Annotated in this window: 14 protein-coding genes; 7 read left to right on the plus strand and 7 right to left on the minus strand. The window is 62.8% G+C overall.

The features are described 5' to 3' along the window. The 5 genes from dnaA (at nt 1) to gyrB (ending at nt 7,167) form a co-directional block, all read left to right on the plus strand. A complete protein-coding gene (gene dnaA, locus N0P34_RS00005) occupies nt 1–1,467 on the plus strand; it encodes a chromosomal replication initiator protein DnaA (protein ID WP_275604982.1) in 1,467 nt (488 codons plus the stop codon). Between the two features lie 223 nt (nt 1,468–1,690). Next, nucleotides 1,691–2,071, plus strand: a complete 381-nt coding sequence (locus tag N0P34_RS00010) for a hypothetical protein (protein ID WP_275604983.1) — start codon at nt 1,691–1,693, stop codon at nt 2,069–2,071. 119 nt (nt 2,072–2,190) lie between these two features. Continuing rightward, nucleotides 2,191–3,312 carry a DNA polymerase III subunit beta gene (dnaN, locus tag N0P34_RS00015; protein ID WP_275604984.1) on the plus strand — a complete coding sequence of 374 codons (1,122 nt, stop codon included), beginning with the start codon at nt 2,191–2,193 and terminating at the stop codon, nt 3,310–3,312. A 146-nt stretch (nt 3,313–3,458) separates the two neighbouring features. Next, a complete protein-coding gene (gene recF / locus N0P34_RS00020) occupies nt 3,459–4,571 on the plus strand; it encodes a DNA replication/repair protein RecF (protein ID WP_275604985.1) in 1,113 nt (370 codons plus the stop codon). Between the two features lie 169 nt (nt 4,572–4,740). Continuing rightward, a complete protein-coding gene (gene gyrB / locus N0P34_RS00025; protein WP_275604986.1) occupies nt 4,741–7,167 on the plus strand; it encodes a DNA topoisomerase (ATP-hydrolyzing) subunit B in 2,427 nt (808 codons plus the stop codon). A gap of 50 nt (nt 7,168–7,217) precedes the next feature. On the opposite strand, the gene N0P34_RS00030 is transcribed toward gyrB, so the two are convergent. After that, entirely contained in the window at nt 7,218–8,252 is a 1,035-nt protein-coding gene (locus N0P34_RS00030; protein WP_275604987.1) for a sensor domain-containing diguanylate cyclase, read from the minus strand. 187 nt (nt 8,253–8,439) lie between these two features. After that, nucleotides 8,440–8,976 carry a translation initiation factor IF-3 gene (infC, locus tag N0P34_RS00035; RefSeq protein ID WP_275607041.1) on the minus strand — a complete coding sequence of 179 codons (537 nt, stop codon included), beginning with the start codon at nt 8,974–8,976 and terminating at the stop codon, nt 8,440–8,442. 152 nt (nt 8,977–9,128) lie between these two features. Between infC and N0P34_RS00040 the strand changes: the two genes are divergently transcribed. Then, nucleotides 9,129–9,896, plus strand: coding sequence for an alpha/beta hydrolase (locus N0P34_RS00040; protein WP_275604988.1), 768 nt, complete (start codon nt 9,129–9,131; stop codon nt 9,894–9,896). Here the strand turns inward: N0P34_RS00040 and N0P34_RS00045 are convergent. After that, on the minus strand, nt 9,893–10,201 hold the full coding sequence (locus N0P34_RS00045; protein ID WP_275604989.1) for a DUF3817 domain-containing protein: 309 nt from the start codon (nt 10,199–10,201) through the stop codon (nt 9,893–9,895). The genes N0P34_RS00040 and N0P34_RS00045 overlap by 4 nt on opposite strands. Nucleotides 10,202–10,320: 119 nt before the next feature. Between N0P34_RS00045 and N0P34_RS00050 the strand changes: the two genes are divergently transcribed. Then, a complete protein-coding gene (locus tag N0P34_RS00050) occupies nt 10,321–10,887 on the plus strand; it encodes a NifU family protein (RefSeq protein WP_275604990.1) in 567 nt (188 codons plus the stop codon). Nucleotides 10,888–10,943: 56 nt separating this feature from the next. Here the strand turns inward: N0P34_RS00050 and N0P34_RS00055 are convergent, their stop codons facing one another. The 4 genes from N0P34_RS00055 to N0P34_RS00070 form a co-directional block, all read right to left on the minus strand. Beyond that, entirely contained in the window at nt 10,944–11,870 is a 927-nt protein-coding gene (locus tag N0P34_RS00055; protein WP_275604991.1) for an acetamidase/formamidase family protein, read from the minus strand. After that, nucleotides 11,870–12,904, minus strand: coding sequence for a hemolysin family protein (locus tag N0P34_RS00060; RefSeq protein ID WP_275604992.1), 1,035 nt, complete (start codon nt 12,902–12,904; stop codon nt 11,870–11,872). The genes N0P34_RS00055 and N0P34_RS00060 overlap by 1 nt, the downstream gene beginning before the upstream one ends. A gap of 66 nt (nt 12,905–12,970) precedes the next feature. Further along, nucleotides 12,971–13,468, minus strand: a complete 498-nt coding sequence (ybeY, locus tag N0P34_RS00065) for an rRNA maturation RNase YbeY (protein WP_345774445.1) — start codon at nt 13,466–13,468, stop codon at nt 12,971–12,973. A 32-nt stretch (nt 13,469–13,500) separates the two neighbouring features. Then, a complete protein-coding gene (locus N0P34_RS00070) occupies nt 13,501–14,562 on the minus strand; it encodes a PhoH family protein (RefSeq protein ID WP_275604993.1) in 1,062 nt (353 codons plus the stop codon). Nucleotides 14,563–14,592 lie beyond the last annotated feature (30 nt).

Genomic DNA, 14,592 nt, shown 5'->3' on the forward strand with positions numbered 1-14,592 from the left:
ATGACCGATTCCAATTCCGAAGCGCAGCGCGAACTCTGGAACAGGGTGCGCGCCCGCCTCAAGACCGCTGTCGGCGAGGACGTCTTTGCGTCCTGGTTCGCGCGTCTTGAACTGGAAGAAATCGTCGACGACCTGGTGCATCTGTCTGCCCCGACGCGCTTTCTATGCTCTTGGGTGCAGTCCAATTATGCCGACCGTATCGTCGAGGCGTTCCGCCACGACGTGGCGGAAGCCGGACGCCTCCAGGTCACCATGCGGGTCAATGGCCAGGCCCGCCCGCGCCTTTCGGCCGCTCCCGCTCCGGTCGTAGAAGCCCCGATTGCCCAGATTGCCGCGCCGAGCGCAGCCGCAAGCGCTGCCGATCAGGCCGCGCCCGCTCCGATGTCGCCACGCCTGACGCGCGAACCCGCCAAGGGCGACGCGCTTTCGGGCAGCGCCATCGATCCGCGCATGACTTTCGACAGTTTCGTCGCCGGCGATGCCAATGAAATGGCGCTCGGGGTTGCCAAACAGATCGCCAATGCGGCGATCAACAATACCGTGACCTTCAACCCGGTCTATATCCATTCCACTGTGGGCCTGGGCAAGTCGCATCTGCTCAACGCCATCGCCCATGCCGTCAGCCAGGCCGATTCGACCAAGAACATCGTCTATCTGACCGCCGACCATTTCATGTACCATTTCATCACCGCCGTGCAGCGCCAGTCGGCGCTCGGCTTCAAGGAATGGCTGCGCAAGGTCGACCTGCTGCTGATCGACGACATGCAGTTTCTCCAGGGCAAGTCCGCCACCGAGTTCGGCCACACGCTGGGCGCGCTGCTGACCGGCGCCAAGCAGATAGTGGTTGCCGGCGATGCGCCGCCGCGCGATCTCGAAATGCTCGACGAGCGCGTGCGCTCGCGCCTTTCGGGCGGGCTGGTGGTGCCGATCTCCAGTTTCGACATCGATCTGCGCCGCGCCATCGTGCAGCGCCGCGCCGAGCATGCCACGGCGCGCTTCGGCATGCATTTCCCGATGCCGGTCCTTGACTATGTGGCCCGCGCCGTAACCAGCCACGGCCGCGATCTCGACGGCGCCGTCAACCGGCTCGTCGCTGCCAACCAGCTGACCGGCGAATTGATCACCGTGCCGCTGGCCGAGAAGACGCTGGCCGATCTGATCCGCGCCCGCGACGCCAAGCGCGTCCGCATCGAGGACATCCTCAAGATCGTCTCGCGTCACTACAAGGTGCCGCGCAATGAACTGCTCTCGGCCCGCCGCTCGCGCGACGTGGTGCGTCCGCGCCAGATCGCCATGTATCTGGCCAAGGCGCTGACTTCACGCTCATTGCCCGAAATCGGCCGGCGTTTCGGTGGTCGGGATCACACCACAGTGTTGCATTCGGTGCGCAAGGTCGAACAGATGATCAAGGACGACCTCGAACTCGGCCAGGAAATCGAGCTGCTGAAGCGCATGCTCGAAGAATAGGCGAAAAATCCGCCTTCGGCCTTAATTCTTGAAACGGCAGCGCTGCGCGCCGTTTCTTTGCCCCCTGCCCGTACAAACTTCTGGCAGCCCCTCATTTTCGGATGAGGGGTTGCACTGTTTTGGCGCGGCGGCGATTGTTCTGGGGAAGGCCCGGTAAAAACAAAGCTGGGCAATGTTTGGCAGCGGCCATGTTTCGGCCCGAACAAGGCGGCACCAGCGTGGGATGAATCGCTCCTTACTCGTCTTCGTCGCCCTCCCCCTCCTGGCCGCCTCAGTGTCCGCCCAGCCTCTCTCCGCCGATGCCTATCTCAAGCAAAGCCAGGCTATTGCCATACGCGTCCAGCGCCAGCTGATTGCCTGCTGGCAGGTGCCGCCCGGCGCCGAGGGGCAGCATATCGCGCTCGACGTGGGATTTTTCGGCAATGGCCAACTCGATGGCCTGCCCTCGATCGCAGCGGAGAGCGTCAAGCCTGCCAGCAAGGACCAGGCGCTGGCCGAGAGCGTCCTGCAGGCGGTTGCCGATTGCGAACCCTTCACCGGGCTTGAGGAACTCGGCGCTGGAATGATGGAGCGATTTTCGGTGACCGTACACTTCCAGAGCTGATCCACAGATTGGGGGCCCGCTAAACCCCGCTGGCCTTGCCAATTCCTTATGAAACTGTAAACGTCCTGCCCCGGCCCGTCGCCGGTTTTGCTGTCGCCTATCGCCAGGAAAGTGCCGTCATGAAAGTCACGCTCGAACGCAATCACCTGCTCAAGTCGCTGAGCCATGTGCATCGGGTGGTGGAGCGCCGCAACACCTATCCCATCCTGGCCAACGTGCTGTTCAAGGCCAGCGAGGATCATGTCGAATTGCGCGCCACCGATCTCGACATCGAGGTCACCGAAAGCGTGCCGGCCATGGTCTCGACCCCCGGCACCACGACGGTTCCGGCCCACACGCTCTACGAAATCGTGCGCAAGCTCGCCGACGGGGCCGAAGTGCGGCTCGAAACCGATGGCGGCGAGAACATGGTTCTGACCTCCGGCCGCTCGCGCTTCAACCTTGCCTGCCTGTCGCCGGAGAGTTTCCCCGATCTCAAGTCCGGGGCCTTTGCGCACGAGTTCGACATTTCCGCGTCGCTGCTGCGCGAATTGATCGAGCGCACCCAGTTCGCCATCTCCAATGAAGAGACGCGCTACTATCTCAACGGCATCTATTTCCACGCCGTCGACAATTCGGCCACCGGCCCGCTCTTCCGCGCCGTGGCTACGGATGGTCACCGCATGGCCCGAGCCGAAATCGCGGCCCCCGAGGGCGCACGCGGCATGAGCGGCATCATCGTGCCAAAAAAGACCGTGGGCGAAGTCCAGAAGCTTCTCGACGGCGTCGACGGCGACATCCATGTCGAAGTGTCCGACACCAAGATTCGCTTTACCGTCGGTCCGGTCGTGCTGCTCTCAAAGCTCATCGAAGGTACTTTCCCCGATTACGACCGGGTAACGCCCAAGAATAACGACAAGCAGATGATCGTCGACAAGCAGGGCTTTGCCATTGCCGTCGACCGCGTCTCGACCATTGCCTCCGATCGCGGCGGCAAGGCGGTCAAGCTCGCCGCTCACAATGGCCTGCTCGAGCTTTCGGTCACCAATCCCGATCACGGCACGGCCAGCGAAGAGCTGGCGGTCGAGTTCGAGATCGACAATTTCGAGATCGGCTTCAACGCCCGCTACCTGCTCGACATCGTCAGCCAGATCCGCAGCGAGAGCGCCATTTTCCTGTTCAACGACGCCAATTCCCCGACCCTTGTCCGGGAAGAAGGCGACGCCAACGCCCTCTATGTCCTGATGCCGATGCGGGTCTAGGCGGCGTCGCGCAGGGGAAATCGCTCCAGTGGAGCGATTTGAGCCGACTAGGCCCGGAGAGCTATGCTCGCAGGGCCACGATGTGCCGCATATACAATCCTCTTGCCCTTCAAAGGGCAGGGGAAAGTGCGGAGCCTGACAAGAAAATGATCCGCCACATCTCCCGCCTGCGGCTCACCGCCTTCCGCAATTACAGCGCCGCCGCTCTCGACCTCGATGAGCGGCATCTGGTGCTGACCGGCCCCAATGGCTCGGGCAAAACCAATCTGCTCGAGGCCATTTCGGTACTCTCGCCCGGCCGTGGGCTGCGCGGGACCAGTTTCGACACGCTGCAATCCCAGGGCTCGGACATGGGCTGGGCAGTCGCTGCCACCATCGAGACCGAGGATGGCCCCGCCGATATCGGCACGGGTGCCCTGCCCGAGGGCGGTCGGCGCGTGCGCATCAATGGCGCCAATGCCCGCTCCATCGAGGCGATGAGCGATTATATGCGCCTGCTCTGGCTGACGCCCGCCATGGACGGGCTGTTTTCCGGTCCCGCCGGCGAACGCCGGCGTTTCCTCGATCGGCTGGTGACAACGCTTATCCCGTCCCACTCCTCCTCGGTGGCTGATTTCGAAAAGGCCATGCGCCAGCGCAACAAACTGCTCGAGGAAGGCGGCGATGCCCACTGGCTGAGCGCCATCGAGGCGCAGATGGCAGAACTGGGTGCCTCCATCCATCTGGCGCGCACCGACAGCCTGTCCCATCTTCAAACATTGATCGCCGACAGCCTCGAGGATGCGAGTTTTCCGGCGGCGCTTCTTGCCCTGACCCCGCTTTTCGAGAGTGGGGAGGAACCGCCCACTTCCGCCGCGCTCGAGGCCGAGCTGGCGCAGCGCTGGCATGCATTGCGCGGCCTTGATCGGGCGGCCGGGCGCACCACATTAGGGCCACACCGCGTCGATCTTGACGTGGTGCATGCCCAAAAGGCCATGCCGGCAGCTCTGGGCTCCACGGGCGAACAAAAGGCCCTCCTCATCGGGCTGATCCTTGCCCATGCGCGCCTCGTGCGCCTGCGGACCGGGATCGTGCCCTTCCTGCTGCTGGATGAGATCGCTGCCCATCTCGATCCGGACCGCCGCCGGGCGCTGTTTGCGGCGCTGGATGGGCTGGGGACGCAGTGTTTCCTCACCGGCACCGACCCGCTGCTGTTCGAGGCTTTGGAAGACCGGGCGCAGCGCATCACGGTGCGCGACGGCCGTCTTACGCACGAGTAATTTTTGCTCTTGCCAAGCTCTGGCGCCCTCTGGGGGACCCAGGCACGCCTTGGGCCTTTAAAACTTGGCCTTATGCCCAGCAAAAGCCTTAAAAACCGGCAATTTTCTTGGGGTTCAGGCCCCTATCCGCTAGAACGGAAAGACTTCGAAAAGGACTGATTCGGACCCCATGAGCGAAGCCGAAAACCCCACCCCGAACGAATATGGCGCCGATAGCATCAAAGTGCTCAAAGGGCTCGATGCGGTGCGCAAGCGCCCGGGCATGTATATCGGCGACACCGATGATGGTTCGGGCCTGCATCACATGGTCTACGAGGTGGTCGACAACGCCATTGACGAGGCCCTGGCCGGTCATGCCGATCTCGTGACGGTCACGCTCAATGCTGATGGCTCGGTCACGGTCACCGACAATGGTCGCGGCATTCCCGTGGGCATCCACAAGGAAGAAGGCGTTTCGGCAGCCGAGGTCATCATGACCCAGCTCCACGCCGGCGGCAAATTCGACCAGAATTCCTACAAGGTCTCCGGTGGCCTGCACGGCGTGGGCGTATCCGTCGTGAACGCCCTCTCGGTTTTTCTCAAGCTGCGCATTCGCCGCGATGGCAAAGTTCACGAGATCACCTTCACCCATGGCGTCGCTGATGCGCCGCTCAAGGAAGTCGGTGACTATGAAGGGCGCTCAGGCACGGAAGTGACCTTCCTGCCCTCGACCGACACCTTCACCATGGTGGATTTCGATTTCAAGACGCTCGAGCATCGCCTGCGCGAGCTGGCCTTCCTCAATTCGGGCGTCCACATCCTGTTGGCCGATCGCCGCCATCCCGAGCCGGTCGACATCGACCTGTTCTATGAGGGCGGGCTCGAGGCCTTCGTGCGCTATCTCGACAAATCCAAGCAGCCGGTCATCGAGGCGCCGATCATGATGCGCGCCGAAAAGGACGGGATCACCGTCGAAGTGGCGCTGCAGTGGAACGACAGCTACCACGAAAACGTGCTCTGCTTTACCAACAACATTCCCCAGCGCGATGGCGGCACGCATCTGGCCGGCCTGCGCGGCGCACTGACGCGCCAGGTCACCGGCTATGCCGAAAGCTCGGGCATTTCCAAGCGGGAAAAGGTGACGCTCTCGGGTGACGATACCCGCGAAGGGCTGACCTGCGTGCTTTCGGTCAAGGTGCCGGATCCCAAATTCTCGTCCCAGACCAAGGACAAGCTGGTCTCGTCCGAAGTCCGCCCCGTTGTCGAGAACATCGTCAACGAAAAACTCGGCCAGTGGTTCGAGGAACATCCGAACGAAGCCAAGACCATCGTCGCCAAAGTGGCCGAGGCTGCTGCCGCGCGCGAGGCTGCCCGCAAGGCGCGCGAGCTGACCCGCCGCAAGGGCGCGCTCGAAATCTCGTCCCTGCCCGGCAAGCTGGCCGACTGCCAGGAACGCGATCCCGCCAAGTCGGAAATCTTCATCGTCGAGGGCGATTCGGCTGGTGGCTCCGCCAAGCAGGGCCGCGACCGCTCAAACCAGGCGGTTCTGCCGCTGCGCGGCAAGATCCTCAACGTCGAGCGCGCCCGCTTTGACCGCATGATCTCTTCGGACCAGGTCGGAACGTTGATCACGGCCCTGGGCACCGGCATTGGCCGGGAAGAGTTCAACCCGGACAAGCTGCGCTACCACAAGATCATCATCATGACGGACGCCGACGTCGACGGCGCCCATATCCGCACCCTGCTGCTGACCTTCTTCTACCGGCAGACGCCGGCCCTGATCGAGCGCGGGCATATCTACATCGCCCAGCCGCCGCTCTACAAAGCCACGCGCGGCCGGTCCGAGCTCTACCTCAAGGATGAGCGGGCTCTGGAAGACTATCTGCTCCAGGGCGGCCTCGAAGACGCAGTGTTCAAGACGCGTGACGGGGTCGAACATGCCGGTGCCGACCTCATGGGCATTCTGCAGCAGGCTCGGGACATCACCTACGCCATCGACAATCTCAACACGCGCTACAATCGCAGCCTCGTCGAACAGACCGCCATTGTCGGCGGGCTCGACCCCGATGGCATGTCGGACCCCACCAAGAGCGGGGAAACGCTCAAGCGCGTCGCCAACCGCCTCGACCGCATTTCCGACGAGCTCGAGCGCGGCTGGACCGGTGAGATCACCGAGGACGAAGCACTGGCATTTTCGCGCACCGTGCGCGGCGTTACCGAGACCCATCAGATCGACCGTGCCCTCTTGCAGAGCGCCGACGCGCGCAAGCTGCGCCAGTTGGCCGACCGGCTCGATGAATTGTTCGGCGGCGTACCGACCCTCACCCGCAAGGGCGACACCATCAATGTCTATGGGCCCTCCTCGCTGTTCAAGGCCGTCACCGATGCCGGCCGCAAGGGCGTTTCGCTCCAACGCTATAAAGGCCTGGGCGAGATGAATGCCGAGCAGCTCTGGGAAACGACGCTCGACCCCAATGCGCGCACCCTGCTGCGCGTCGAGATCGACAAGACCGACGAAGCCGACCAGATCTTCACCGCCCTCATGGGCGATCTCGTCGAACCGCGCCGCGATTTCATCCAGGACAATGCGCTCAATGTGAGCAATCTGGACGTCTAGCCAATTCCAGGGGCCCGGCTTTCGAGACGGGCCCTTTCTCTTTCCGAGCCTTATTCGCCCAGGACGCAGATCCGGTTCCGACCCGCCTGCTTGGCCCGGTAGAGCTGTGCATCGCTGGCTTCGATCAAGGTCGCCGGTTCAAGCCCCTCACCCGATATTCCAGCAACGCAGCCACAGCTTATGGTCAGCACGGGCCCGAGCGGCGAGGCCGCATGGGGCAGCGCCAGCCTGCGCACATTGTCCATGATCCGCTCCAGCACCTGGCGTGGGTTGGAGGACTCTGGCAGCACGAGGCAAAATTCCTCCCCACCATAGCGCGCCGCCGTATCATAGGGTCGCCAGGCCGCCGAGGCGATGGCCTCGGCGACCGCGGCCAGCGCACGATCGCCCTGGCGATGCCCGTAATGGTCGTTATAGATCTTGAAATAGTCGATATCGATCATGGCCACCGACAGCGCGAGGCCGTCGCGCCGGGCAAGGGTACAGGCGCGCTCCAGCTCCTGGTCCAGCGCCCGCCTGTTGCTGATCCCGGTCACCGGGTCGACCAGCGCCTGCCGCATGAGCAGGCGGTTCTCCGCCCGCAGGAGATCATTGTTCTGCTTGAGTTGCTGCTCGGCCAGCCAACTGTCGGTTACGTCAATGACATAGCCAACCGCCCGCGAGGGATTGCCGTCGCGGTCGTCGAAGATCAGCGCCGAAGACCGCACCCAGCGGATTTCCCCATCAGGGCGCACGATGCGAAACTCTATGCCGTAATTCTTGCGCTCGGACAGCAATTCGCGCGCCGTGCTCTGCACTTCGGTGGCCCGTTCCCGATCCTCGGGATGAATGACGCTCTGGAAGTCGGCTACACTGACGATGGGCTGGCTCAGGTCGCGCCCCATAATGGCATACCAGCGCTGGTCGCACGTCATGCGATCGAGGGCGATATCGTAGTCCCACACACCCAGCCCGCCCACCTGCGCGGCCAGTTCCAGTCGCTGCAGCTGTTCGATCAGATGGACACCGGCTTCTATGCCTTGGCCCTCCGCCTCCGGCGCGGGGCTGTCATCGCGCGATACACCTGTCTTGCCGTCGATATGCATGCGTCCCTCGACCCGGTTTGCGACCGCAAGTGTGGACGTCCCCCTTGAGGACCGCAAACCCTCTCTGGCGCGGAGATAAACAACTCTTTGCCGCACCCCCGACATTGCCGCATAAGCGCCGGGCAGGCGATAAAAAAAAAGCGGGCCGCAAGGCCCGCTTCTCGAATTGTCCGGATGGGGCGTCGCCTTACTTGGGCGCCAGCACCATCACCATCTGACGGCCTTCGGAACGCGGCTGGCTTTCCACCTTGGCCATGGCGTCCATCTGTTCCTTGACCTTGATCAGGAGCTGCATGCCGATGTCCTGGTGCGCCATTTCGCGACCACGGAACCGCATGGTGACCTTGACGCGGTCGCCATCTTCCAGGAAGCGCTGCACAGCCTTCATCTTGGTGTTGTAGTCATGGTCGTCGATGTTCGGCCGGAGCTGAACTTCCTTGACCTCGATCACCTTCTGCTTCTTGCGCGCTTCTGCTGCCTTCTTCTGGGCAGCATATTTATAGCGGCCGAGGTCGAGCATCTTGGCGACGGGCGGATTCGAATTCGCGGCGATCAGGACCAGGTCCAGACCAGCTTCCTGCGCTTCGGCCATGGCGTCGCGCGTGCGCACGATGCCGCGGTTCTCGCCCTCGGCGTCGATCAGCTGAACGTCGGGGCTGGTGATGTCCTCATTGGCAAGCGGCCCATCTTTCTGGGGCGCCACGGGTCTCATTGGACGGCGAATGGCAAGCGTTCCTTTTGCTATTAGTGCAAGGGGGTGAAATCGGCCCTAAAATCGTGTTAGCGGGTGGATAAGTCAACTGGCGCAAATGCTGAATTTAGGCCAGTTGCGCCGATTAAGCGCCCTAATTAGGTTGCAAAAGCGACAGAGTGCCGATGAGTTCCCTTATACAGCAAAATCTGCGTGTCGGCCAGAGCGTCTCCGGACGCGATATCGCCGTGCTCCAGCGGCCCGGGCGGCAGCCGGGGATTTTCTGGCTGAATGGTTTCCGATCGGTAATGACCGGCGCAAAAGCCAGCGCCCTTGACCAGTTTGGCGCCGAAAACGCCCTTGCCGTCACACGCTTCGACTATTCCGGCCACGGCGCCTCGGGTGGCCAGTTCGAAGACGGCACGATCAGCCGCTGGCTGGAGGAGACCGAAGCGGTTTTCGCCCTCACCCAAGGCCCGCAGATCGTCGTCGGCTCGTCCATGGGGGGGTGGCTCGCCCTGCTGCTCGCCCGCCGGCTCCTCGGCAACAGGGATGGGCGCCTCAAGGGGCTGGTGCTGATTGCCCCCGCCGTCGACGCCACCGAAACCCTCATCCCCGCGCGACTCGGACCCGGACAGCACCTGGCGCTCGAGCGGGATGGCTTTGTCGAACTCGACAGCCGCTATGGCGACGGACCCTACCGGTATAGCCAGGCGCTGCTCGATGACGGCAAATACCATTTGCTGCTGGGCTCGCCCATCGAAACAGGCTGCCCCGTCACCATCCTCCAGGGCGGCCGGGATCCGGACGTGCCATCCGAGCACGCCCAGAAGCTGCTCATCCATATCCTGCATGACCCGGTGACCTTCACATTGATCCCGGATGGCGACCATAGGCTGAGCCGCCCGGAAGACCTCGATCGCCTCAGGGCTGCTGTCCGGGCGATGCTCTAGGCGCGCGCTCGGGCCGCCGCGCCTGCCAGCTGCTCGCGCTTGAGGAAGGGATCATTGAGGAAAGTGCCGAAGGGAAAGAACGAGGCAAATGTTGTCCGTAGCCACTCGAGGGGCGTAAATCCCCGCCCCCAGAGGCAGACGAGCATGGCTACGAGATAGATCACGAAGGCGGCCCCATGCAGGGCGCCAATCGGCGGCACGAGGTGGGGAATGCCCAGCCAGTATTTTGCGGGCATGGCCACGAGGAAGAGGGCCAGGGTTGTAATTCCTTCGGCGACGCCGATATATCTGAATGCGCGGATCATGATATGTGTCTAGCGCATGGTGCCCATCCGGCGCCACGCGACAAAGCGGCGCAAAATCAACTTGCGCCTCGCGCAAACTCAGCTATTTTAGAAGCGTTCTAATTTCCGCCGGAGGTACCATGTTCATCCAGACCGAAGCCACTCCCAATCCGGCGACGCTCAAATTCCTGCCGGGCCGCGACGTGGTCGTTGGCGAGCCGCGCGAGTTTCGCTCCGCCGAGGCTGCCGATATATCTCCGCTGGCCACGAGCCTCTTCTCCATTTCCGGTGTGACCGGCGTTTTCCTTGGTTCCGATTTCATCTCGGTCACCAAGGACGATACCAATTGGGCCCATATCAAGCCGGCCATTCTCGGCGTGATCATGGACCATTTCCTCTCTGGCAAGCCCGTCATCGCCGAACACGGCTTTGCGGTTCCCGCGCTCGATGACGGCGACGAGTTCTACGACGCCGAAGACAAGGAAATGGTGGAGGTGATCAAGGAATTGCTGGCGACGCGCGTGCGTCCGGCCGTTGCCATGGATGGCGGCGACATCACCTTCAAGGGTTTTAGGGAAGGCACAGTCTTCCTGCACATGCAGGGCGCCTGCTCGGGCTGCCCGTCCTCGACCGCCACCCTCAAGAACGGCATCGAGAACCTCCTCCGCCATTTCGTGCCGGGCGTGGAAGCCGTCCAGCAGATCTGACGCCAAAAATTCGCGTCCGAACAGTTTAGCAGCAAGCCGGAGGCCTCGATGTCAATTCATCGGGGCCTCAAGCTTTTTGGCAGGTATTTTTTGGGCATGTGGCAGACCATGGTGAAGGCCGGATCGAACACATTGCCCACATCGTAGCGCACGAGCTGGCCCATCAGGTGACTGGCGGCCACGGCCGAGAGGCCATATTCGTCCCCGGTCAGCCAATCGAACATTTCGGTCGTTGCATGCTGCAGCGCCTGGTCGAGCGGACGGGCATTGCCCAATGTATAGATCGTCTCCGCTGTCTCCCCGCGCGGCCAGGCTTGATGGCGGTTCTTGAGGACGCTGAGGCGGATCTCTACTTCCATCGCGGTCTCGACGCCCGTCCCGACGATTTCGCCATCCCCCTGGATGGCGTGGCAATCGCCGAGGAAGAACAGCGCCCCGGGCTCGAACACCGGAAACCATACCCGGGCCCCCGGGCCAAAGCCGCGATAATCCATATTGCCGCCATTGGATGCGCTGGTCGCGGTGGAAATAGCCTCCCCGCCGGCCGGCGCCACCCCAAAGCACCCGATCATCGGCTCGAGCGGCAGCACCAGGTGCTCAAGCCCCGGAACATCGTCCCTGAGCCTCACCGTTCCGACATCGAGATCGATATTCCACTCGATCCGGTCCCTTGGCGGCAGGTCGCGCACGCGCTCGGGATCGACGACATTGCCCGCCAGTGCGCCACGGGTCCAGCCATCGGGCCGGATCGGGCTTATGCGGAGGATATCGACCTGCAGCACGTCGCCCGGCATGGCGCCATCGACATGAATAGGACCATTCATCGGATTGGGACCGTGGGTCCGGCTGATCCCATCCTTGTCGACACCGGCGGCATCGATGGTCTGGGTAATGATCACGTCCCCATCCGCCACCTTGAGGGCGGCGGGCAGGGCGGCAAGCACATTGTGCCATTGATCGGGCGAGAAGCGATGGACCGCCACTATTCGGCGGCCAATCTTTGCTGGTCGGTGCGCTGGTCGGTTATGGCCAGCAATTCGTCGGTCTCGCCTTCCCGCTTGCGGCGGATACGCAGACGCTTGATGCGCCTGGGGTCGGCGGCGAGAATCTCGAATTCAAAGCCTTCGAGTCCGTTCACCTTTTCGCCGCGCTTGGGCACATGGCCTGCGAGGTCGAAGACCAGTCCGCCGATCGTATCGACGTCGTCGGCATGGTCGCCCGGGTCGAAATCGGGACCGACCACGGCCTGCACTTCCTCGAGTTCGGCGCGGGCATTTGCGATATAGGTATCGTCGCTGATCTTGCGGACCATGGCGCGCACGGCTTCGTCGTGCTCGTCCTCGATCTGGCCGACAATGGCTTCGAGCAGGTCCTCGATGGTCACGAGGCCATCGGTGCCACCATATTCGTCGACCACGATGGCCATATGGGTGCGGCTGGCGCGCATCGACTGCAAGAGGTCGCCGGCCGGCATGAAGCTCGGGACGAACATGGCCGTGCGGGTGATGCCGAGCTTGCCGACCTTCTGCCGCAAGGCGGCGGTCAGCAATTTCACCGGGACTTCCTTGTCAGGATCGCTGAGTGGCGCGGTGATTTTGGCCAGGGCGTCCTTGATGTGGATGAAGCCCACAATATTGTCGAGGTCGTTCTCATAGACGGGCAGGCGCGAATGGCCCACTTGCCGGAACCGGGCGATCAGCGCGCCCAGATTGATGTCGGCGCTTACCGCCTGGATGTCGGAACGCTCCACCATGATGTCGTCGATGGAGACTGCAGAGAGCTTGAGCACATTCTGCAATATGGCGCGCTCGCTCTCGGAGAAGTCCGAACTATCGGAGCGGTCCTTGTCGTCGAGCGCAACTTGGAGATCGTCGCGCAGCGATACCGTCCTGAGGGTCAGGAGGGATTTGATGCGATTGATCAGGCTCGGCCCCCGCGCCGCAGGTGCGAGGGCGGGACTAGAAGGAGGGTCGGGATTATCGGGCACCCGCTTGCCCCTGTTGTCGCTGTCGGTCATCGTCTCTGGCCGCAATATGCGGCGTATCTATCCTCGGTTGTGCTCAAAGATGGTGTCGGCCAGCGGCTAGCCGCCGGCTTCGTCTGCATAGGGATCTGCGATCCCAAGCCCGCCCAATATCTGGGTCTCCAGGCCCTCCATTTGAAGGGCTTCGGCCTCTTGGAGATGATCATACCCTAAAATGTGCAAAAAACCATGCACCACAAGGTGAGTGAAATGGTCTTCGAGGCTCTTGTCCAGCTCCGCGGCCTCGCGAACCAGGGTTTCATGGGCCAGCGTGATGTCGCCGAGCAAGCCGACAACCGGCCCGAAGGGCTCGATCTGGGGAAAGCTCAGCACATTGGTCGCACTGTCCTTGCCGCGCCACTGGGCGTTGAGGTCGCGCTGTTCTTCGTCATCGGTCAGCAGCACCGAAATCTCTGCGGCGCCCTTGATACGGGCACCGGAGCCGGCCAGAGCGGCCAGAACGGCGCGCTCGGCAAGGGCATCGAAATGATCGGGCCAGCCCTCCGAATTATGGATGACGGCGATTTCAAGCGGCGGGGTCGGCGGCATTGCACTCATTCATGGGTCGAAGGGACGGAACGGCACCCGCCTCACGCGCGAGGAAGAGTGCCCAATGTTCGCGCCAGGCCTGTGGTGTCGCCATCCTTTTCGGCGAGCCGGCGCGCGGTATCCGCCTCATAGGCCCGCACGATGCGGCCGACAAGCGCATGGCGCACCACATCCTTGTCGTTGAAGCGCGAAATATGCACGCCCTCGACCCCGTCAAGCAGATTGACGGCCTCCACCAGCCCCGATCTTTCCCCGCGCGGCAGATCGACCTGGGTCGGGTCGCCGGTGACGATCATCTTGGAGTTTTCACCAAGGCGGGTGAGAAACATCTTCATCTGCATCGAGGTGGTGTTCTGCGCCTCGTCGAGGATGACCACGGCATTGGCCAGGGTCCGGCCGCGCATGAAGGCGAGTGGCGCGACCTCGATGATCCCCGAGGTGATGCAGCGCTCGACATTTTCGGGCTTCATCATGTCATAGAGGGCGTCATAGAGCGGACGCAGATAGGGATCGACCTTGTCCTTCATGTCGCCGGGCAGGAAGCCGAGCCGTTCGCCCGCTTCCACCGCCGGGCGCGACAGGATGATGCGGTTGATATCGCCGCGTTCGAGCAGCGAGGCGGCGTGTGCCACCGCCACATAGGTCTTGCCGGTACCAGCGGGCCCGATGCCGAACACCAGTTCGCTCCGGTCCATGGCGCGCATATAGGCGTCCTGGGCTGGGGTGCGGGCGACGATAGTGGATTTTCGCGTGGCGATCTGGGCCATGCGTACCTTACCCCTCCGCTCCAGCGTCGGCAGCGTCAGCTGGCTGTCCTCGGTCTCGACCATGCGGATCACCGCATCGACATCGCCGATATCGACGGTTCGCCCCTCTTCGAGGCCGGTATAAAGCGATTCAAGGACCCGACGGGCCTGATCAACCTTGGACGCCGCGCCCTTGAGCAGCACATGATTGCCCCGCGGCGTGGCGGAGACGAAGAGGCGCTGTTCGACGAGGGCGAGGTTCTGGTCGAAATCGCCGTAGAGCTGTGCAGCCAGGCGATTATCTTCAAAGGCGAGTTCGAGTTGCGATGCGAGGGCGTTATCTGCTGTGGGTGGCAAGTGCCTGCTCAAACCTTTTTGGCTCCCGGG

The sequence above is a fragment of the Devosia sp. FJ2-5-3 genome (assembly GCF_029201545.1).
In the GTDB taxonomy this organism is placed as follows: domain Bacteria; phylum Pseudomonadota; class Alphaproteobacteria; order Rhizobiales; family Devosiaceae; genus Devosia.